The sequence below is a fragment of the Pontiella sulfatireligans genome (assembly GCF_900890705.1).
Classification (GTDB): domain Bacteria; phylum Verrucomicrobiota; class Kiritimatiellia; order Kiritimatiellales; family Pontiellaceae; genus Pontiella; species Pontiella sulfatireligans.
The window spans coordinates 1,072,626-1,092,748 of record NZ_CAAHFH010000002.1 but is presented as its reverse complement, the minus strand read 5'-3'; the positions used below and the strand labels follow the sequence as shown (position 1 = coordinate 1,092,748).

Here is a 20,123-nt window from a genome sequence, read left to right as displayed (position 1 = left end):
AGGCGTGTTTGTTTTCGTGACAAGTGACGATTGAGGCGTGATTTCCGGTTGACGGAATGCAGGTGGGCCATGACATCACGCCTCACGCCTTTTGTTAAATTCTCACGATTTTTCGACCCTTGGGTAAATACAGCCTCTTTAATCATTGTGTTTGAAGAAATGTTCGTGCTAACAATTCTGCACTATGAGTAAGCAAATTACAATCCGCGACATTGCCCAACGGACGGGCTATTCTTTCCAGACCGTGAGCCGAGTGCTCAACGGCAAGGCGCATTTGCACAAAGCCTCGACGGTTCGCAAGATTGAAAAGGTGGCTGAAGAACTGGGCTATGTGCCCAACCTGTTTGCCAAGGGTATGCAGAGCGGCAAAACCTATTCCGTCGGTCTGATCATCGATCCATTCGTCGATAACTTCACGGAGGAAATCTTTCGTGGCGCCCACGACGAGCTGATGAAGCGCAACTATCTGCCGATTTTGCTGATGCACCGCCAGGATGATTTGGACGAACAGCTCGTTCAGCGCCTAGCCGAGCGGCGGGTGGAGGGGCTGATCATCCGGCCGTATCCCAACCGTATGGACCAGGTTTCGGCGGCGATCGAATCGCATCACATGCCGGTGGTCAGTGTGGACTATGCCCTGACCGGGGAAAAGAAATACGACTTTGTCGGCACCGCCGACGAGCACGGCGGTCAGCTGGCCGCCGAGCATTTGCTGGAGCTCGGGCATCGTCGGATTGCCGGAATTTTCACCGATATCGAGAGTTTGCAGCTCCGTAAGCGCGGTTTTGAATATGCAGTGTCCCGCCATGCCGAAGCGGCCGAACCGATTGAACGTGAAGGGTGGAATTTCGAAAGCGAAGATGCCAACAAACAGATGGTCAAGGATTTGATCCAGCAGGAAAACGCGCCCACGGCCATTTTTGCCGGCGGCGATTTCATGCTGCCGACCATCTATCGCGCTGTGCACGATATGGGCATCAATATTCCCGCCGACCTATCGGTGATTGGATTTGGTGACGAGGAGTTTACCGAATACCTTATTCCGCCGGCGACCACGTTGCACCAGGATGCCTACGAAATCGGAGTGCAGGCTGCGCAGCTCGTCATCGACCGGATCGAAAACAAGGAGCGCCAGGTGCCCGTGCGCCAACTCCGGTTTGAACCGCACCTGCTCATACGCGAGTCGACCGCCGTTCCGAAAAAATAGCGGGTGCTTTCCAATGGCCGGATGTTCCGGCCATTGGTTTTTTTTTACATAAGAATGAGATGGTTAACATTGTAATAAGGAATGGGAAAACATGAAAAAATCACTGTTCACGGCCTTGTTGGTTTCCAGTATCTGGTTGGTTCACGCTCAAGCCGGCGATGGTTCCGTTAATATTTCGGGGGAGCTGAAACAGTGGCATAAAGTTACATTGACGCTCGACGGCCCGTTCGCCAAGGAAACCGACACGGCCCCCAATCCTTTCATTGATCAGCAAATGAATGTGCGCTTTACGCACGAGTCCGGCTCGCCCGACTATCTCGTCCCCGGCTACTTTGCCGCCGACGGCAACGCCGGCGAAACCTCCGCCACTGAGGGCTCCAAATGGCGCGCGCATCTTTCGCCCGATAAAAAGGGCGACTGGAGCTACGCGATTGAATTCAAGGGAACAAAGTTCGACGGAATCAAGGGCAGCTTTAAGGTTGGAAAGACCGACAAGAAAGGCGTGGACCTGCGCTCCAAGGGCCGGCTTCAATATGTCGGCAGCCGCTACCTCCGCCATGCGGGCAGCGGCGAATGGTTCCTCAAGGCCGGCGCGGATTCCCCCGAAACCTTTCTCGCGTATGTTGATTTCGATGGCACCCGCGCGAACAACGCCAAAAAATGCCCGCTGAAAACCTGGGAGGCGCATTCCAAGGATTGGAACCCCGGCGACCCGAGCTGGAAGGGAGGCAAGGGGAAGGGCATGATCGGCGCGATCAACTATCTCGCCGGCAAGGGTGGCAACGCCTTCTCCTTCATTCCCTATAACGCCGGGGGCGACGGCGACAACGTTTGGCCGCACGTCAGCCGCGCCGACAAGCTGCACTTCGACTGCTCCAAGCTCGACCAGTGGGGCATCGTGTTTGATCACGGCAACGCCAAGGGCATGTACCTTCACTTCAAGCTGCAGGAAACCGAAAACGACGACCAGCGAGGCAAGAACGAGGGCGGCAAAAAGATGGCGCTCGACAAAGGCAAGCTGGGCGTTGAGCGCAAAGCCTACCTCCGCGAAATGATTGCCCGCTACGGCCACAACCTGGCGCTCAACTGGAACATTGGCGAGGAAAACACGCAGTCGATCGAAGAGATCATAGATCAGGCAAAATTTATCCGCGCCACTGATCCGTATGGACACAATGTGGTGCTGCACACCTATCCGAATCAGCAGGAAAAGATCTATGGCGAACTGATGGGCAAGAAGGATGTCCTGACCGGCGTATCCATTCAGAATTCCGCCGTGAAGAACACTCATCGCGACGCACTCAAATGGGTCACCCGCTCCGAAGCGTCCGGGCACCCGTGGGTGGTTTCTTCCGACGAGTCCGGCAGTGCTGGCGCCGGTACGCCGCCCGACCCCGATTGGCCGGGCATGGCCGAAGCGCGCGAAGCGAATACAAAAAGCGAGAAACCGATTTATATGCCGAGCATCGATGAGGTCCGCGCCCAGACGCTGTGGGGCACGTTGATGGCCGGAGGAACTGGGGTGGAATATTATTTTGGTTACAAGTTTCCTCAAAACGACTTGAATGCCGAAGACTGGCGTAGCCGCGACAAAACATGGGATTACAGCCGCATCGCCCTCGATTTTTTCCGCAGCGAAAAATTTCCGTTCTGGGAAATGGAAAACAGCAACGCGCTCATCGGAAACGAGCAGAACACAAACGACGGATACTGTCTTTCCCAAGCCGGAAAAACCTACCTCGTCTATCTTCCGAAGGTGGCCGGTGCGCAGCTCGATCTGACCGGCGCCAAGGGCTCGTTCAAGGTGCAATGGTTCAATCCGCGCACCGGCGGAAAGCTGCAGAAGGGCTCCGTCGCAAAGGTCAAGGGGGGCGGCAAGGTGTCGCTCGGCAATCCGCCGGCGGACCCGGATCAGGATTGGGTTGTGCTGGTTAAGTAACAGAGGATTTCTAAGATGAAAAAAACGATAGCTCTATTTGCCGTGTTCAGTGTCTGTTGCTCATTTGCCGCACCGGTGTTCGAAGGCAAGGACGGCCTGCTGATTATTGAAGCCGAGTCCACCAAGTCGTCGAAGGGCGACTGGGAAAAGGAAAAGTCGGTGGAGGGTTATACCGGCGAATGCCATTTTGAATTTACCGGCAACCAGCCTGCCAGCGGGCCGGCGGCGGATCCGCTCGAATACCGGTTCACCGTCGACAAGGACGGCGAATATCGACTGCTCATCCGCGCGCACAAGCGGTTGGATGGCGAGCCGGGCGACCGCTGCAACGATTGCTACATCCGTTTGATGGGCGACTTTGACACGGCGGGCAAGGCGCCGCTGGACATGCTCAAGTCCGACACCAAGCTTTACGGCGGCGATGCCAAGGGCTGGGGCTGGACGGCGCAGCTCGACAAGCATCACAAAAAATTTCCGCCGCTCTACAAGCTTAAGGCCGGCGAAAAATACACGCTGATCATTTCCGGCCGCTCCCAGCGCTTCAACATGGACCGCATCATTTTCAAGCACAAGTCGGTGGGCGACGCCAAGGCCAAGGATCCCAAACAGCCCGAAAGCAAGCCATCAAGGAAGTAGCGTCATGAAAAGATGTCTAGGGATTATATTGGCCGGTCTTGTTGCCGGGAATGCCGCTGCCAAGAAAAACGTGATTATTATTCTGGCGGACGACATTAGCGCCCGCGAGTTTCCGGCGTACGGCTCCTCGGTTTGGAGCGACCTGAAGGGGTGGAATACATCGGATCCAGCCTGCCGTGCACAAACTCCGGTGCTGGATCAAATGGCCGAGCAGGGCTGCTGGATTAAAACCACCTGGGCGGCAACGATCTGCTCGCCAAGTCGCGCCATGCTGATGACCGGACGCTATGCACACCTGCACAAGTGGTGGCACAACGGCGATCTCGGCGGCGTGGTTCAAAACGGGAAGAAGAAAGAGTGGGTGGTTCCGTTCTACGTCAGCTCGCCGCTGCTGATCGGGCACGTCGCACAGAAGGCGGGATATGCCACGCAAATGGTCGGTAAAACGCAGCTGAAGCAGTGCGACCACCGATTGTTCGGATTTGACGAAGGCGTGTTTACGCCGGGTTCCTATCTCTTCCCGAAAAACCCGCACACCGATTTCGTTTTGGCTGAGGTGAAAGGTAAAAAGAATACCCAGATCAATGAGGACTCCGGAGAAGAGGTGCAGCGCTATGCCCAGACTTCCTGGTATTGGAAGCCTTCTGTGGCCTTGATGAATCATCCCTCCGTGCCGAAGGCGACGGCGGAACAGCAGATCACCTATTGGCCGGTCAGCGCAGCGGACAAAGCAAGCTATGGCCTCAACACCTATGGGCCGGACGTGGAGCTGGACTTTATCTTTGATTTCATGGAGCGCAAAAACGCCGAAGGCAAACCGTTTTTTGTGTATCACACGTCGCACCTCGGCCACGACCAGTACGACTGGCTGAATCCCGGTTCCAAATGCAAATGGCCCGGCACGCCGGTCATCAATTGGGATGGAAAGAAGTACATCCGCACCGAGCCGAAGATTACCGGAGACAAGGGAGAATATGATACGCACGGCACCGTCACAACGGCCGGCATCCACAACATGATCAACTACCTCGACTACCAGATATGGCAGTATCTCAATAAGCTCGAAGCCATGGGCATTGCCGACGACACCGTCTTGATTTTCTGCGCCGATAACGGCACCCATGGATATGGCAAAGGAAGCGTGGAACGTCAGAAAGGCTGTCATGTCCCAATGTTTATCTATGCGCCGGGCATGACCAAGCAGGGCGGACAAGACGTGCTCGTTAATCTGGCCGACCTCATGCCGACCGTGGCGGAGCTGGCTGGGTTCAAAATTCCGGACGACTATGAGGTCAACGGCGAAAGTCTGGTTCCTTTCTTGTTCGGCGATAAACAAACGCATCGGGACTGGATCTACTCGTATAAGGGCGCCCATCAGCTGGTTCGCGGATCGCTGGTGATGCGGGATGGCAACGGCAAGTGGTGGAATGTTGAAAAGCAGCCGGACGATTTGATCAGTTTCCCGCAGATCCTGGATTGGGAAAAGGTCTCCCCGGCGCACCGCGCCGAGCGCAAAAAGCTGGAAGTGGCCATCAAGCCGTTCGACCAGCACGCCACAGAGCATGATTTTGTAGTGCCCTAGCACACAAGAATCCAAAGGCATGTATATTGACCGCTAAGACGCAAAGACACGAAGAACAATAACCTTTGCTTCTTAGCGTCTTTGCGGTCGATATCTTCGAATGAGCAGGATATTTGTTGGTTGGCTAACTACTAGAATGGGGGCAATCAGTGGTCGTTTGGAAAAGAAAATGGGTGTGAATAAAATTCTGATTTTGAGCATGGTGCTGGGGGCGGCGTGGAGTGTCTGCGCAAGGCCGAGGAATGTCATCCTCGTGGTGGCGGACGACATCAGCGCGCGCGAATTTCCATTCTATGAATCGAGCATGTTCACGGGGGACCGCCGGGCAAAGACGCCGATGATGGACCGGATGGCGGAGAACGGCGGCTGCTTTATCGAGACCTTTTGGGCGGCGACCATCTGCAAGCCCAGCGGCGTGCTGCTGATGAACGGCACCTATGCCTGCAACAACAAGTATTGGGACAACAGTCACATCGGTGCCGACTGCAACAATACCTATGCGGCCTATGAAAGCGCTCCGATCACGCTTGGCAACATGAGCCGCGACGCGGGCTATGCCAATATCTGGGTTTCTAAAACGCACATCGGAGGGGGAGCGGATATCCTCAGTATGGGATTCAACGAGCTGGTGCTCGATCCGGCCGAGCCTTTCCGTCATAGCGGCTGGAATCCCTTTGGAACCCCCAATAAAAACCCGTATCCCGTTTTTCGCACGAACAATCCGGACGACTGGGACCACAAATCCTTTTTCTGGTGGCCGGAAATCCAGCTGATCAACCATCCAGACCATCCGAACGAGCCGTTTGCGTATGCCAAGACGGAGATCGATGATTATGCGCCCGACTTGGAGATGGAATATATTTTCGATTTCATGGATCGTTCAAAAGCCGCCGACAAACCGTTCTTTGTGCTGCATACGCCGCACCTTGGGCATTTGGCCAAAGACTGCGCGGTGCCGGGCACGCCGACCGTTTGGCCGGGGACGCCTGTGCTGGAATGGAAGAACGGAAGATATGTCCGCAAGGAGCCGAAGCACATTCCGCGAGAGGATGGCACGTATGAGCGCAAGAACATCACGCCCGAAGGGCTCAGCCGCCACGTTGAATATCTCGACTACCACATGTGGCAGTACATCGAAAAACTAAAGGCGATCGGTGAGCTGGAAAACACGATTATCCTTTTCAGCGCCGACAACGGAACGCAGGACAATGCCGGCAACTTTGGCAAGGGCCGGATTACCCAGCAGCAGGGGATGCATGTGCCGCTGCTGATCTATGCACCGGGCGTAAAAAACCTCGTGCACGGGCGGCGCAATATCGTGGCCGACTTTGCCGACGTGCTGCCGACGCTGGCCGAAATCATGGGCTTCCAATTTCCACAGGGCTACGACAAGCTCGACGGCCAAAGCCTCTGGCCCTATTTGACCGGCGAGAGCAAAAAACATCGCGACTGGATCTATTCCATGCGCATCGACGCCCAGATGATCCGCAACGACAAAGTGCTGCGCGATGGCCAAGGCACGTGGTATGACGTGAACAAGCGCCCCGGCGATTTCCATAGCTTTACCAGGCTCGACGATCTACCGAACGGGGAATACAAAAACAGGCTTCTGGCCGAAAAGGCCAAGCTGGAGCCAAAGTTGGCTAAGTTTGATTTGTACAATGTGGATTCCGAAGCGCCGCTCCCGCCGCCCGACGCCGATGGCGACGGCATCTCCGATGCGTTTGAAGAAAAATACGGCGCACTGAATCCTGGAGATGACCTCGACGGCGACGGCGTGGACAACTTTCACGAATATGTTCACGGCGGCGATCCAAGGAATCCGAAGTCGCCGTCCAAAGAGCAGCTGCCGCATCTGATTGAAGTGTCCGACGCCCAGGGCACCTATCTGGCCATGCAGTTCCAACGATTGGAAGAACTCGGCCCCGACTACTGGTTTGTGATCGAAGGTTCCAATGACGGGGAAAAATGGACGACCGACGGCGTGATGCAGCAACACACGTTGCGCTCCAACGGCGACGGCTCCGAGCGCGTCATCGCCCGCGTTGCCGCGGATAAGTCAAAGTCCAATCTCAAGCAGCTGCGCCTGACGGTGCACAAACCCGTGAAGCGCAACCTGCGCAAATACAAAAACCTGCTTAAATAGTACAAGACACTGGCTGGGCGGCGTCTTATTTTGTGAGGCTCTTAAAACCGAAAAAAGGATGACTGCTATGAAAAAAACTATTTTGAGTGTGTTGTGCGTGCTGGTGCTGGCTTCCGGCGCCGATGCCAAGCTGAAGGCCCTGATCATGGACGGGCAGAACAACCATGCCGTTTGGCCCAAGGCCACGATCATGATGAAGCAGATGCTCGAAGACACCGGGCTGTTCGAGGTAGATCTGGTCCGCACGAAGTATACGTGGAAGGCCGGCCGCGAAAAGGCGTTCCTCGACATGGCCGGACTGCCGAGCGAGGATCTGCCGAAATCCAAGACCGATCCGGACTTTGCACCCGACTTCAAGAAATACGACGTCGTGGTCAACAATCTGGGCTACAACGCCGCGCCGTTGCCGGAAGCCACCAAGAAAGCACTCGAGAGCTACATGAAAAACGGCGGTGGCTTGGTTGTGGTTCATGCGGCCGACAACTGCTGGGGCGACTGGGAAGAATACAACAAGATGATCGGCGTGGGCGGCTGGGGCGGACGCACCGAAAAGCACGGCCCGTATGTCTATATCAACGAAGAAGGCAAAGAGATTCGAGACATGTCGCCGGGCAAGGGCGGTACACATGGAAAAGCGCATGAATTTCCAATCACGGTTCGCGCACCGAACCACCCAATCATGAAAGGCCTGCCCGCCCAGTGGCTGACCAGCTTCGACGAGTGTTATGCAAAATTGCGCGGCCCGGCCGAAAACATGACCATTCTGGCGACCGGCGAAGACCTCAATGTGGCCGCCCGGAAAGGACAGCACCAGCCCGCGCTGATGACCATAACCTATGGAAAAGGGCGCTGCTTCCACTCCATTCTCGGCCACGACACCCCGGCCTACGAAGGCGTCGGATTTATCGCCACCTTCAACCGTGGCTGTGAGTGGGTGGCCACCGGTAAGGTAACCCAGCCGGTTCCTGCCGATTTCCCGACGGCGGATCAAACGAGCAAGCGGGCGTTTGAGCTGAAGAAATAGGTGCGCTCCCGGCGCGCCGTTTGCAGGCGCGCTTTTGCAGGTTATTGATTGTACCCCCCTTCGCTTTTAGGCTATAAACGCCCCTTCGATTTTTAAAAAATCCCTTTAGAACAGGAAGAGAAGGAGAATCTGTAATGAATGTTTTGCATGTATGCGCGAACCCGAAGCCTACCGAAGAGTCGGTTTCTAAACAGCTGGCTGCGACTTTTTTCACTAAACTGATCGAGCTGACGCCGGACGTCGAGCTGGTTAACGTCAACCTCTACGACGAAAAGCCGCCGTTCTACTCTTACGAGCTTTATAAGCGCGCATGGTATCCGGTTTTCGACGAATCCTACGAGCCGTCCAAGGTCGAAGAAATGGCCATGAACTATGCTTCCAAGCAGGCCGAAGACTTTAATGCCGCCGACGTGCTGGTGCTCACCATGCCGATGTGGAACTTTTCCGCTCCGGCCATCATGAAGGCTTGGATGGACCAGGTGCTCTGCCCCGGCCTCACTTTCTCGATTAGCAAGGAAGACGGCGTTAAGCCGCTCCATAAAATCAAAAGCGTGGTGCTGCTCGTTTCTTCCGGAGGCGTCTACATGGAAGACGACCCCCGCGACGCTCTGACGAGCCAAGTGCGCCACGCCTTCGACTTCATCGGCATCGACGACATAGAAATCGTTTGGGCCGACGGCCAGAACCCGCTGTTCTTCGGCGACAATGAAGACCGCAAGGCCATGGCACTTGAAGCCGCTTCGGAAATTGCGGAAGACATTGCCGAGCTTGATCTTTCAGAAGCTCAAGAGGCCGTGGCCGAATAAAGCCGATGGGCCTATTTGTCAAAATTTGCGGAATCTGCTCAGAGGGCGACCTCGGGCAGATTTCTGCGTTAGGGCCCGATGCGCTCGGCTTCATTCAGTGGCCGAAGTCCAAACGCTACATCGATCCCAAAGCCGTGGGCCGGTGGGAAACGCCCGAGGGCATGAAGCGCGTCGGCGTCTTTGTCTGCCCGACCGAATCCGAGCTGGCGCATGCCGCGCAATACGGCCGCTTCGACGTGTTGCAGGTTCACCGCGTTCCCGACCATTGGAAAATGGACCGCGATCTTTTCCAAGGCTTGGAAATTTGGCGGGCACTCAATCCGGATGAGCTCTACCACGCTGAATCGTGGTTCGAGTTCGACCGCTTTCTTCTCGATTCCTACGATTCGCGAACCGTGGGCGGCACCGGAAAAACCTGCGACTGGGGCAAAGCCAAGACGCTGGTGAAGTCGGTTGAAAAACCGATCCTGCTCGCAGGCGGGCTTTCTCCTGAAAATGTGGAAGCGGCGGTGGCGGAGGTAAAGCCGTGGGGCGTCGATGTCAGCTCCGGCGTTGAAACCGAGCCGGGCGTAAAAGACATGGCCAAGGTCGAGGCCTTCATCGCCGCTTGCCGTAAAAAATGACCACTCGTTTTGCACCCAGCCTGACCGGCTACCTCCATTTGGGTCATGTGCTGCACATGCTATACGTCTGGGGCATCGCCAAGGCCAAGGGCGCGAAAGTCATCGCCCGCATCGAAGACCACGACCGCGGACGGGCGCGTCCCGAATACGAACAAGCCATCTTCGAAAACATGGAGTGGCTCGGCTTTCCCCCCGACTTGGGCATAAACGCCTCGACCGCCGCCCATCCTTCCAACTTTCGCCAGAGCGACTGCGGAAACCACTATGCGGAAGTGCTCGAAACCCTGGAAAAACGCGGCCTCGTATACGGTTGCGAGTGCAGTCGACGGCAGATTCTTGAAAAGCAGTCCGACGGGCAGGGGGAGTTGTGCTATCCGGGCACCTGCGCAGAAAAGAACCTGCCACTCGAAGGAAACACAGTGCGTTTCCGCATTCCTTCCGAGTCGGTTGCCTTTTGCGATCTCGCGCTGGGCGACTGCCATCAAGCTCCAGTTGGGCAGTGCGGCGATTTTTCTCTGCGCGACCGCACCGGCCAATGGACCTATCAATTCTGCTGCGTCTGCGACGACATCCGCCACGGCATCGACCTCGTCATCCGCGGAGAAGACATTCTCTCCAGCACCGCCCGCCAAATCCAGCTGTTCCAGGCCTTGGGCGCTCCCGTTCCGGCCTACTTCCACCATCCGCTAATTTGTGATGAGTCGGGCGAAAAACTCAGCAAGCGTCAGCGCTCCGAAAGCATCACCCAGTTGCGCGAGACCGGCGCGATCCCCAAGGAAATCATTGGCCGCGCGATGTTTTCCGGAGGGTTGCAATCCTGCGAAGCCCCGCTTGAGTTGACCGATGCCTTGGCCTTGATGGGTAACATCTAAATACCACGATCGTGGGAGTTAGATGTTACCCCCGCAGAGGGCGTGGGCAATCGCATTCCTCATTTGCTGATGGAGTTTGAAAACCTTTTTCCCGAGGTATTGTTTGGGAAGGAGGGCACTGGGAAGCAGCGGGTCGGGGCGCATGCATTGGATGTAGGCTTCGGCCTCTTGGTAGAGGAGGTTCATGAGGGCCTCTTCGTCATGATCCACCTCCGCCAAAAACTGCAGGTTTTTCTCAAAGACGGAAAGATAGCGCTCATGAAGCTCCTGCAACCGGTCAAATTTCCAGGCGTTATCGACAATCTCCGCCGTTTCCCGATGCAGCACGGTTCGTGATTCAAGCAGATAGGCGATGGCATGAACGTTGGCCACCCGCTCCAAGTCGTCATATTCCGGGCGGATGTCGCGGGGTGTGATCCAGACGCTCTTTTGCAGGCAGCCCATGCGCAGGCGCTTCAGGAAGCCGCGCAGCGTATCGCGGTAGTGGCGCTCTTTTTCCGGTACATCGAAAATGAGCATATACCAGATGCCGTTCCATTTGGTGTCCCACAGCTGGTCGGGCTGAAAGTAGATCGGCAGGCTTTGCCTGCCCTGCGGGGTCAGTTTCAGGAGCGGGAGCTTTCCGTCGTTTTTATGGTATGCCATGAGTCCGGCCTTCCGCAGGCGCGACATGGCCATTTTATAGGCTGTTTGACTCGGGTAGGTGCTGTCCCACATTAGCGATCGGCCATTCGTGGCGAGCATCTTGCCGACATCGCTCATGTAGTCGATCCACTCTTCGCTTAGCCTTCGTTTCACGACGGGCAGCGACCAATCCGGGTGATGAAATGATTTCCAGTCCATAGCTCTGGGTAACACCTAATTGCCACGATCGTGGGTATTAGATGTTACCCCGTGGGGGTTGGCAAGAAGAAACTCTGAACGGGTTTTTGCAAATAGCCTTGAAATAGAGGGGCAGGGCGGGGATTATTTGAGCTCGCTTTTTGCAAAGGATTTTATCATGAAACCGACCCAACCTGATTCTCATGGCCACTTTGGCGATTATGGCGGCATGTTTGTGCCGGAAACACTGATGGAGCCGTTGAACGAACTGACGCGCGTATACAAGGAAGTCCGCAAGGATCCTGAGTTTAAGAAGGAGCTGCAGTATTATCTGCGTGAATATGTCGGCCGTCCGACCCCGCTCTATTTTGCCGAACGTCTGACGCGCAAGCTGGGCACCGCCAAGATTTATCTCAAACGCGAAGACCTCTGCCACACCGGCGCGCACAAGATCAACAATTCGATGGGGCAGATCCTGCTCGCCAAGCGCATGGGCAAAAAGCGCATCATTGCCGAAACCGGCGCCGGCCAGCACGGCGTGGCGACCGCGACCGTCTGTGCCATGTTTGGTCTGGAATGCGTGGTCTACATGGGCAAGGTCGATATGGAGCGCCAGTCGCTCAACGTTTTCCGTATGGAAAGCCTCGGCGCAACGGTTGTGCCGGTAACGGTCGGCCAGCAGACGCTGAAAGAAGCCGTCAACGAAGCCATGCGCGATTGGGTGACGAACATTCGCTCCACTCACTACATCCTGGGCTCAGCGCTCGGTGCGCATCCTTATCCGATGATGGTGCGCGATTTCCAGAGCGTGATCGGCCGCGAGGCGCGCAAGCAGATTTTGAAGGCGGAAGGGCGCCTGCCCACGGCGTTGATTGCCTGCGTCGGCGGGGGCAGCAACTCCATTGGCCTGTTCCATCCGTTCATCAAGGACGAAGGCGTTCGGATGATCGGCGTGGAAGCCGGCGGCCTCGGCATTGCCGGCGGGATGCATGCCGCGCGTTTTGCGCAGGACAAGATCGGTATTCTGCAGGGCACGAAAACCTATGTTTTGCAGGATAATGACGGCCAGATTGCCCTGACGCATTCGATCAGCGCCGGGCTCGACTATGCCGCCGTCGGCCCCGAGCACAGTTTGCTGCGCGATCTCGGCCGGTCGGAATATTCCTATGTCACCGACGTTGAAGCCGTCGATGGCTTCGACAAGCTGTCGCAGTGGGAAGGGATTCTCCCCGCGCTCGAAAGCTCGCACGCGATTGCCTGGATCATCAAGAATGCTGCGGAGTTTACCTCCGACGACCTGATCATCATCAACGTTTCCGGTCGGGGCGACAAAGATGTGATGCAGCTGGCCGAATGGAAGGCCAAGCAAGCGGCGGAATAGCCGGGGTTCTTCTCTCTGCGCGCCAGACACCGGATCGGAGTCCGGTGCCACATTCCCGAAATCGTCTTGTTATCCATCGTTTTGTTTTAAAGCTCTTCAGTCTTGGGATGCTTCAGTGTAAGGGTTTTCCAGCAAGCAGCCGTCCATCTGGGCGGTTTTTATGCTTTCCTTTAAAACCCGTGCATGTGCATAGATATATATTGGTTTTTTAAAGAACTGGAGAACTGATTAAACGCGCAGGCCGAGCCTTGCGCGGGGGAACTGGAAAACGGGTTGGGTGTTATGAGGCTTAGAGCATTGAAGGACCGTGACGGACCGGTGGCCAAGGCTGGCAGTTCGTTGGTTGTTAACATTCTATTTACCTTGGTGATCGCCATTGTCGTTGGCGTAGCGTGGTTTGTGCTTAAGCCGCTGGATAGCGGGCTTAAGGCGCTTCCGGCAGAACCCGCCACGGAGATAAACACCTTTTCCGGAGCACCTTTACTGGAAACCAATGCATTGGTTTCCATTGCGGAGGTGGTTGAGGAGCTGCCGCCATCGGCGGCACCCGTCGAGGCTGAGCCGCAGGGCGATTCCGCCGAGGGCGAGTGGGTGGCCGCGCTGGCAGAGATGAAAACCTCATCGGGTACCGGTTCGTATGCCTCGACGAAAAAGTATGCCCCGTACGAGTTGGAAGACGCGGAAGAATTCGCGACGCTTGCCCAGCGGCGCGGATCCGCTTACTGGGCGTCCGAGGCGGTCGGCCGCCTCGATGCCTCCAAGGCCGAGGCCGCGCGCCGCGCCGCGCTCGAAGGCGTTTTCCTGCGCCGGATGTCGGAAACCGATGTTGCCCTGCTCGAAAGCACTGCGCCCGACGAAACCCGCAATCTTGCCCGCGCCCGGAAAAACGCCGAGCAGTCGGTGGGCTCCGCCGAGATGGAGGGCGCCTATGCCGAGGCTTCCCGCTTGCTGGACGCCGCCTTGGCGGAATCCAAGCGCCAGCTCAAAGCCGCTGGTCGGATGAAGGCGCAGAAAGCCGCCTATGATCAGGAACTCGAACAGCCGCAGTGGGACGCCGTCCGCGAGGCGGTGGACTCCGATGCCTTCGGCACGCTTTTCCAGCGTCCGAAAGGCCTCTATGCCAATGCCGGGCGCAACGAAGCCGCGCAGCGCAATCTCGATGCGGCCGAGCTTTATGCTGTGGCGACGGCGTCGTTGAAAGAGTCGCTGCAGCGGGCCGTGGCCGAGCAGTCGAAGCGCGCGTACGACGAAGCCGTCCGCGATGCCCTCACCGCCAAGGGTGAAATGCGCTGGAAAGATCTCCATGCCGCGTTGACCCGTGCCGAGGCGTCGGGCTATCTCGATCAGACCGAAGCCAACGAACTGCGCGCCTATTGGGAAGAGAAGCTGCTGCCCGTTGCAACGGCCTCGGCCAAATACAACCGCGAGGTCGACCGCGCCGGCGTCGATCTGTTGAATCAATTTGGCGGTATTGCTTGGAAATCCATTGAACAGACGGTCAACAACAAGTGGGAATCCAGCTCGCCCACGCGCATTGCGGCCACCTACGATAAAGCAACGAAGCAGCTGCAGCCCGTTTTGTACGACACCTATCTCTCGGCGGTAAAAACCGCCGTCGTTGCCAAGAAATGGGATGAGGCCCGCCGGCTCTCGGCCCTGATGCTCAAGGAATATCCCCGCGACGCCGAGATGCGCCGGGTCGCCAAGGCCGTCTCCGTGCATGACCTGCGTCCGGTGGCCGGCGCCGGCTACGCCCCGCTCGACTACGAGGTCAAAAAGAAGGGCTTTTTGTTTTTAACCAAAACCGAGACCCATTCGCTGGCGCCCGGATCGGCGCGGGCGCGGAGCGATCAGCAAAAGGCGGTCGCTGGGCTGAAGCTTGGGCTGGAGGTGGAATCGGGGCATTCGGGCATACGCATGCGGCTGATACCGCGCGGCGCGTTCAGCATGGGCGCGGCGAAAGGAGCCTACGCCGAGCGGCCGGTGCACGATGTGGTGGTTTCCAAGCCGTTCTATTTCGGCAAGTACGAGGTCACGAACGCGCAGTGGAAGCGCGTGATGGGTCGGGCGCCGGGCAACGGCGCCGCCCATGCGCCGGTGGCCGGCGTCAGCTGGAAGCAGTGCCAAGCGTTTGTTGAAAAGCTGTGCAAGCTCGAAGGCGTTCCGCCGGGCACCTACCGCCTGCCGACCGAAGCCGAGTGGGAATATGCCTGCCGGGCCGGCACCTCCGGTTCCTTCTGCTGCGGCGATTCGGCGGATCTGTATGTCTTCAGCAACACCAAAGACCGTAAGGCTTCCAATAAAAAAGAGGCCAAATTGCTGAAATGGACCGACGACCGCTATGCGGGCTTTGCGCCGGCTGGCAGCTACCGCCCCAATGCGTGGGGGCTGCACGACATGCACGGCAACGCTTGGGAATGGGTTGAAGACGCTTACGGCGAATACGAGGCGCTCAACATTTCCGACCCCTGCGTCCGGCAGGGCGCCGAGCGGGTGTGCCGCGGCGGCGCGGCCTCGTCCGAGGTCAAGGACTGCCGTGCGGCGGTCCGTCTGCACGTTGCTCCCGAGAAAGCCGTAGGCAACATTGGCTTCCGCATCGTGCGCACTGTCCCGCCCAAGTTTTGAGTCTCGGATGAAGGCAGTTAGAGCATTCACCGTTTGAAATGCCGTACGAATTCGGCTCATAGAGCTAATGGCGCTGACTTAAGCGCGGTTTGCTCTGCGTGGAGCAGGCGGGACGCCTGCGATACGGCCTGTTCCGCCCCGTTCTTCTGGCTCCAGGAGCCTGTGGAAAACGGTCGGTGCTGAAAGCTGTACCGCAGGCGTCCCGCCTGCCCCGACGAACGGGTATTCCATGGAAAACTCCTTAAGTCAGTGCCATTAGCTCATGCGAAGAGCGCGAAGTTCCGCAAAGCTTTGCGTGTCTCTGCGGACTTCGCACCTTTGCGTTGAATTAAAACAGACATGAATGCAGGATGGTTTGGTTCTTGCGACGAAGGTGGAGATCCCTTTGCATCCGATATAGGCGGGCTTGAAAAAAAGGTGTTTAAGGTTCCAACCCTTAGGAAAAAATGTACAATTTTAGACCATTGAAAAACGTTGTCAGGGTGTTATGACGGAGCAGATGCAAAAGGATACAAGTCGGAAGCGCGGGCAGGTGATGCTCGAGTACGTTGTTGCGCTGGGTGTGTTTGTCGCCATGATCGGGCTATGCGCCCTGTTGCTGTATGCCTTTAAATCGTATGGCGGGCGAATATTGAATGTAATGGCGGGCGCGTAGATTAAATAAATTTTCAAAACAGGGCGGGGTGCTGCCCTCAAGCCAAGGAGAAGCAAAATGAAAGCAAAGCTCAAACGTAAAGAAGGCCAGGCGATGGTCGAATACATTATTATTGTGGCCGTAGTTGCGATTGCCGCGCTGGTGATTTTCGGTATGTTCGGCGATACGATTCAGGAAAAGCTGGCCGGTGCCACCACCGAGCTGGATGCTGATTCCTCCGCGGCTGATGAAGTGTCGGAAGGAGCTTCGCGCGATTTCCTGCGCAATCTGGATTCAGACGGATCCGGCGACTAGGCCATCGTGTGACCCGGTATCCGAAAAGCAAGTCAGGAGCGGCCATGGTGGAATCATGTTTGGTCATCATGATGCTGTGCCTGATTCTTTTCGGTCTGCTTCAGGTATCCTATGTTGTGGCGGCGCGCAACGTGCTGCAATATGCCGCGGCTGCAACGGTGCGCGCTGCGGCGGTTGGGCTGAATGACTCCATGCTGGAAAAAGTCAGCTACTATGTCAGCATTCCCACAGCCGGCCCGATCAACACGCCCTCAGGCATTAGAAGCACTGCTTTGCCGGGGGACACGATGGGGGAACGGTTTGACCATGCCATAAGCCGGACCAATACACCGGAGTCGGCGCAGGGATGGTACGAGGTTGCGGTTCGGGAGCAATTCCATTTGGCGGACGAAACGGAATGGCGCGGCATATTAAATTATGACAACTGGAATGGGAGCGATGCCCGGATAAGGTCCAGCACATCGTATCAAAACGACCTGATTACCACGACCATTCGCCAAATGGTTCCGATGACGTATCCGTTCTCTCGGGCGTTTGCCCGGCATTTGGTCAACCAAAACATCATGGTTTCCGTACCTCGAACGATGCCTGATCTGGATAGCGAAAGCGGGGCATGGGGGACGAAAACCATAAGCCAGCTCTACCCCGCTGTTCCGATGGAATATGACGCCGTGATGGAAAATCACGCGAGTTTCTACCTTCAAGAAAATTAATGAAATCCACTCCGCCCAGCAGCAAGTCCGGACAAGCCATCATTTTTTTGGTGATGGTGGTGGTGATCGGCTTGTTTGTGGTGGTCTGGAATTTTGATCTGCACCGGGTGATCAGCACCAAGCTGCAGATCCGCAACATGGGCGATTCGGCGGCGCTTTCGGCGGCCCGCTGGCAGGGGCACACCCTCAATATGATTGGCGAGCTGAATCTGATTCAGGCAGCCATCATGACAGCGAATGTTTATTCTCCAGACGACCCCATTCCTGCGGATGTGCCCGCCATTCATGAACTCCGGCAACGTTTGGCGCTGATAGGACCGCTCTCGGCTTTCACGGCCGCGCAACAGGCCGCCTTCAACAACGGCGCCTTCCACGACCCGGAGCTGAAGCAGGACATCGAGTTTATGGCGGCCGAGGTTAAGGAGCAGTTAGATAGCGGCGTGCCCGAGCCCTATGACGGCGCGTTCGAGGAATACGCCGCCATGCTGGGTGTGGTGGCTCAAACCGCCGCGGTGGGTTCGTACACGCTCGACCTCGGGGGGCATCCTTTGGAAAGCCTTCGGTTTTATGCCGCGATTGCTCAAGCGGCTGCCGGCTGGTGGTGCCTTATGGATGATTTTTCGGATGTACTCGGATACTACAACGGCTATACGAGCTGGGAGTCCGGCGTCAAGCACTACGAAGGGGAGAACGACTTTTTTAAGCTCAAGGTCTATGCTTTCACCAATGTCCATGAAAACAGTTCCGGTGAAATGCATGGCTGGCGGCCCGGAACTGCCATGGCTTCATCCAACGACTATACAGGTGGGTTGTATGGCTATTTGGAGACGAATGAAGTTTTCAATATGCAGGGTGCTGATGGAGGCAATATTCAGGCGCTTTACATGCTTGAGGATGTGGCGTGGCATGCCTATTCCGGAAACTGGGACAACAAATGGCCCCTCTCAACCGAAACTGCATCCGCAAACAATGCAGGCAGTGGATTTCCTTTTCGGGCGGATGTCCGGCCTGAGTACGATTACATGGGAGCCGAGGCTGGCATCAGTATTTCCAGCAGCATTGAAAAGGGGATCATTTCTCGCAACGACGACGACAGCGTGGATCTTGACTACAAATGCAAGGCCAAGCCCTTCGGCTATTTAACTGCAGAGCCCACCGACCCGACTCTAAAAACATTTTACACCACTTCCGGAGGAGACATCCGGGTTCCGCCGTATTATTTTGGATTGGTCTTGCCGGCTTTTCGGGAGGTGCGGCTGGTTCATTCCGACATCGGTGATCCGGTGCTCAGCCCCGCGTTCTACAAGCACGTCAAATATCACCTTCATCCCTATCTTAATGACGGTCTTGGTGCTTTGGATCCAAACTGTCCCTATTGCCGGTTGCTGGCCATCTGGGAAGAGCTCGATTTAGAGGCCGGCCAGGCCTGGCTGGATGAGGCGAATTCAAAATCAGGCTCTGACAACCCTTGCTATACGGAGCCGGGTGGCGGCGGCGGCGCTGGAGGAGGTGCTTCCGGTGGCTCGTAAAGCGTTCAGGGTGTGTAAAAAGGCCAAGAGCGGCCAGTCCATGATTGAGTTTCTGCTCGGCTTGATTTGCATTGTCTTTTTGGTGGCTGGCCTGATGCAGGCGCGCGAAATCTCCTGTGAAAATCTAAAAATGATCTCGTTGGCGCGGGAAGATGTAGCTGATCTGCTGACGGGCAACGGTTCGTCAGAGCAGGGGGACTATGTTTATTCCGAAGGGCACGATGAGGGCAATGACCAGCGAAGGTTCACTGGCGACGATGTCATGCTTTCAGGCACGGCTTCGTCCTTTTTCTCCGACTTTTTTTCTTCGGCCCGCTACAATGAGCCGCCCATAGCCGGTGGCGAAAGCATTCAGCAATATTTAGAGGATTATGAGCAAGTGGATCCTTATGCCGCGCTGGAGAGCACCGGCGATCTCGGGAATACATACAACATGCTTTTTACGCAACGATCGACGGACATCGAGATTGTGCCGGTGATTCGCCGTTTGGTCGGGAAAGGTTCCTTTATTTTATCGCGCGGCATTTGGATGCCGGAGCTTGACGGACTGATGGAGCCATGATGATTCGGCGGCTTCTTCTACTTGTTTTTTTGAGTTGCACGACCGCATCCTTTGCGCGGGTTTGGCGGGTGGTCGGCCATTTGGATGGCCAGTTAAACACCGCAGGGCTTCCATGGACCAAGGCCTACAATACCACCATGACGGTCAACGGGTTGAAAAACGAGGTGGTCCTCTATTCGGTGCGCTATTCGCAGCCCGCCGTTGAGCAATTGGAAAACCAGTTCAAGGCGCAGGGCGCGGCGGTGATGGTCAAGCGCACGGAAGAGGGCGCTTCGGGCGTTGCCCGCTGGCCGGACCGCGAGGCGCGGTTTTTGGTGTTGTCCCCCAAGGCGCAGCCCCGCCACTTGGTTTTTATTTTTTATCCCGAACCGTCGGGCCAGTTGCGTGAGTCGCGCTTCCCCGTCCCCGAATACGACCGGGGCGAGCTGATGAATGTGGTGACGGACGACGACACCCATACTTTTTTCGCCACCGTCAAGACTTTCGATTCCCCAACGTTGGTGCACGACTTTTACAGGAACAGCCTCTCGGCCCTTGGCTGGCAAACCGTCATGCCCCCTGTTGTGAACCATGGGGAGGTCAAAGGGGTCGCCATTTATCAGAAAAAGAAAAAGATTTGCTATGTGCAGTCGGCCGGTCGGCAGGCGGGATCGAATTTGGTGACATTGCTTGTTAAGGGTGGGGCGCTTTGATAGTTTTGCCCGCTA

At 56.5% G+C, this 20,123-nt stretch carries 18 protein-coding genes; 17 read left to right on the top strand and 1 reads right to left on the bottom strand.

Annotation, left to right across the window (positions count from 1 at the left end; all coding sequences use genetic code 11):
- Nucleotides 1–184: 184 nt before the first annotated feature.
- From SCARR_RS17595 to SCARR_RS17555, 9 genes are all read left to right on the top strand, one after another.
- On the top strand, nt 185–1,207 hold the full coding sequence (locus SCARR_RS17595) for a LacI family DNA-binding transcriptional regulator (protein ID WP_136062967.1): 1,023 nt from the start codon (nt 185–187) through the stop codon (nt 1,205–1,207).
- 91 nt (nt 1,208–1,298) lie between these two features.
- The gene (locus SCARR_RS17590) at nt 1,299–3,146 is read left to right on the top strand and encodes a DUF5060 domain-containing protein (RefSeq protein WP_136062966.1); all 1,848 of its coding nucleotides are present in this window, start codon (nt 1,299–1,301) and stop codon (nt 3,144–3,146) included.
- A gap of 15 nt (nt 3,147–3,161) precedes the next feature.
- Nucleotides 3,162–3,782 (top strand): hypothetical protein, encoded by a 621-nt coding sequence (locus SCARR_RS17585; RefSeq protein ID WP_136062965.1) that lies wholly within the window; start codon nt 3,162–3,164, stop codon nt 3,780–3,782.
- 4 nt (nt 3,783–3,786) lie between these two features.
- Nucleotides 3,787–5,364 carry a sulfatase-like hydrolase/transferase gene (locus SCARR_RS17580; protein WP_136062964.1) on the top strand — a complete coding sequence of 526 codons (1,578 nt, stop codon included), beginning with the start codon at nt 3,787–3,789 and terminating at the stop codon, nt 5,362–5,364.
- A gap of 169 nt (nt 5,365–5,533) precedes the next feature.
- Nucleotides 5,534–7,510 (top strand): sulfatase-like hydrolase/transferase, encoded by a 1,977-nt coding sequence (locus tag SCARR_RS17575; RefSeq protein WP_136062963.1) that lies wholly within the window; start codon nt 5,534–5,536, stop codon nt 7,508–7,510.
- Between the two features lie 67 nt (nt 7,511–7,577).
- Nucleotides 7,578–8,534: a ThuA domain-containing protein gene (locus SCARR_RS17570; RefSeq protein ID WP_136062962.1), complete on the top strand. Its 957-nt coding sequence runs from the start codon at nt 7,578–7,580 to the stop codon at nt 8,532–8,534.
- A gap of 134 nt (nt 8,535–8,668) precedes the next feature.
- Nucleotides 8,669–9,340, top strand: a complete 672-nt coding sequence (locus tag SCARR_RS17565) for an FMN-dependent NADH-azoreductase (protein WP_136062961.1) — start codon at nt 8,669–8,671, stop codon at nt 9,338–9,340.
- 5 nt (nt 9,341–9,345) lie between these two features.
- On the top strand, nt 9,346–9,963 hold the full coding sequence (locus SCARR_RS17560; protein ID WP_136062960.1) for a phosphoribosylanthranilate isomerase: 618 nt from the start codon (nt 9,346–9,348) through the stop codon (nt 9,961–9,963).
- Complete coding sequence (locus SCARR_RS17555) at nt 9,960–10,835, top strand: glutamate--tRNA ligase family protein (protein WP_136062959.1); 876 nt, start codon at nt 9,960–9,962, stop codon at nt 10,833–10,835. Before SCARR_RS17560 ends, SCARR_RS17555 begins: the two co-directional genes overlap by 4 nt.
- 18 nt (nt 10,836–10,853) lie before the next feature.
- Here SCARR_RS17555 and SCARR_RS17550 read toward each other — a convergent pair whose 3' ends face one another.
- The gene (locus tag SCARR_RS17550; RefSeq protein ID WP_136062958.1) at nt 10,854–11,678 is read right to left on the bottom strand and encodes a PaaX family transcriptional regulator C-terminal domain-containing protein; all 825 of its coding nucleotides are present in this window, start codon (nt 11,676–11,678) and stop codon (nt 10,854–10,856) included.
- 157 nt (nt 11,679–11,835) lie between these two features.
- On the opposite strand from SCARR_RS17550, the gene trpB reads away from it, so the two are divergent.
- The 8 genes from trpB (at nt 11,836) to SCARR_RS17515 (ending at nt 20,108) form a co-directional block, all read left to right on the top strand.
- Entirely contained in the window at nt 11,836–13,038 is a 1,203-nt protein-coding gene (trpB, locus tag SCARR_RS17545) for a tryptophan synthase subunit beta (protein WP_136062957.1), read from the top strand.
- A 282-nt stretch (nt 13,039–13,320) separates the two neighbouring features.
- Nucleotides 13,321–15,663: a formylglycine-generating enzyme family protein gene (locus SCARR_RS17540; protein WP_136062956.1), complete on the top strand. Its 2,343-nt coding sequence runs from the start codon at nt 13,321–13,323 to the stop codon at nt 15,661–15,663.
- A 499-nt stretch (nt 15,664–16,162) separates the two neighbouring features.
- The gene (locus SCARR_RS28280) at nt 16,163–16,318 is read left to right on the top strand and encodes a hypothetical protein (protein ID WP_168433402.1); all 156 of its coding nucleotides are present in this window, start codon (nt 16,163–16,165) and stop codon (nt 16,316–16,318) included.
- Between the two features lie 57 nt (nt 16,319–16,375).
- Nucleotides 16,376–16,612: a hypothetical protein gene (locus SCARR_RS17535; protein ID WP_136062955.1), complete on the top strand. Its 237-nt coding sequence runs from the start codon at nt 16,376–16,378 to the stop codon at nt 16,610–16,612.
- 44 nt (nt 16,613–16,656) lie between these two features.
- Complete coding sequence (locus SCARR_RS17530; RefSeq protein WP_136062954.1) at nt 16,657–17,325, top strand: TadE/TadG family type IV pilus assembly protein; 669 nt, start codon at nt 16,657–16,659, stop codon at nt 17,323–17,325.
- Nucleotides 17,325–18,854, top strand: a complete 1,530-nt coding sequence (locus SCARR_RS17525) for a hypothetical protein (RefSeq protein WP_136062953.1) — start codon at nt 17,325–17,327, stop codon at nt 18,852–18,854. The genes SCARR_RS17530 and SCARR_RS17525 overlap by 1 nt, the downstream gene beginning before the upstream one ends.
- Nucleotides 18,844–19,416 carry a hypothetical protein gene (locus SCARR_RS17520; RefSeq protein WP_168433401.1) on the top strand — a complete coding sequence of 191 codons (573 nt, stop codon included), beginning with the start codon at nt 18,844–18,846 and terminating at the stop codon, nt 19,414–19,416. The genes SCARR_RS17525 and SCARR_RS17520 overlap by 11 nt, the downstream gene beginning before the upstream one ends.
- Nucleotides 19,413–20,108: a hypothetical protein gene (locus tag SCARR_RS17515; RefSeq protein ID WP_136062951.1), complete on the top strand. Its 696-nt coding sequence runs from the start codon at nt 19,413–19,415 to the stop codon at nt 20,106–20,108. The genes SCARR_RS17520 and SCARR_RS17515 overlap by 4 nt, the downstream gene beginning before the upstream one ends.
- The last annotated feature ends 15 nt before the right edge of the window (nt 20,109–20,123 follow it).

Coding starts and splice junctions, on each gene's coding strand:
- SCARR_RS17525 (WP_136062953.1), top strand. CDS start 17,325: ATGAAATCCACTCCGCCCAGCAGCAAGTCCGGACAAGCCATCATTTTT.
- SCARR_RS17590 (WP_136062966.1), top strand. CDS start 1,299: ATGAAAAAATCACTGTTCACGGCCTTGTTGGTTTCCAGTATCTGGTTG.
- SCARR_RS17580 (WP_136062964.1), top strand. CDS start 3,787: ATGAAAAGATGTCTAGGGATTATATTGGCCGGTCTTGTTGCCGGGAAT.
- SCARR_RS17595 (WP_136062967.1), top strand. CDS start 185: ATGAGTAAGCAAATTACAATCCGCGACATTGCCCAACGGACGGGCTAT.
- SCARR_RS17550 (WP_136062958.1), bottom strand. CDS start 11,678: ATGGACTGGAAATCATTTCATCACCCGGATTGGTCGCTGCCCGTCGTG.
- SCARR_RS17575 (WP_136062963.1), top strand. CDS start 5,534: ATGGGTGTGAATAAAATTCTGATTTTGAGCATGGTGCTGGGGGCGGCG.
- SCARR_RS17565 (WP_136062961.1), top strand. CDS start 8,669: ATGAATGTTTTGCATGTATGCGCGAACCCGAAGCCTACCGAAGAGTCG.
- SCARR_RS17540 (WP_136062956.1), top strand. CDS start 13,321: ATGAGGCTTAGAGCATTGAAGGACCGTGACGGACCGGTGGCCAAGGCT.
- SCARR_RS17555 (WP_136062959.1), top strand. CDS start 9,960: ATGACCACTCGTTTTGCACCCAGCCTGACCGGCTACCTCCATTTGGGT.
- SCARR_RS17570 (WP_136062962.1), top strand. CDS start 7,578: ATGAAAAAAACTATTTTGAGTGTGTTGTGCGTGCTGGTGCTGGCTTCC.
- SCARR_RS17535 (WP_136062955.1), top strand. CDS start 16,376: ATGAAAGCAAAGCTCAAACGTAAAGAAGGCCAGGCGATGGTCGAATAC.
- SCARR_RS17560 (WP_136062960.1), top strand. CDS start 9,346: ATGGGCCTATTTGTCAAAATTTGCGGAATCTGCTCAGAGGGCGACCTC.
- trpB (WP_136062957.1), top strand. CDS start 11,836: ATGAAACCGACCCAACCTGATTCTCATGGCCACTTTGGCGATTATGGC.
- SCARR_RS28280 (WP_168433402.1), top strand. CDS start 16,163: ATGCAAAAGGATACAAGTCGGAAGCGCGGGCAGGTGATGCTCGAGTAC.
- SCARR_RS17585 (WP_136062965.1), top strand. CDS start 3,162: ATGAAAAAAACGATAGCTCTATTTGCCGTGTTCAGTGTCTGTTGCTCA.
- SCARR_RS17515 (WP_136062951.1), top strand. CDS start 19,413: ATGATGATTCGGCGGCTTCTTCTACTTGTTTTTTTGAGTTGCACGACC.
- SCARR_RS17530 (WP_136062954.1), top strand. CDS start 16,657: ATGGTGGAATCATGTTTGGTCATCATGATGCTGTGCCTGATTCTTTTC.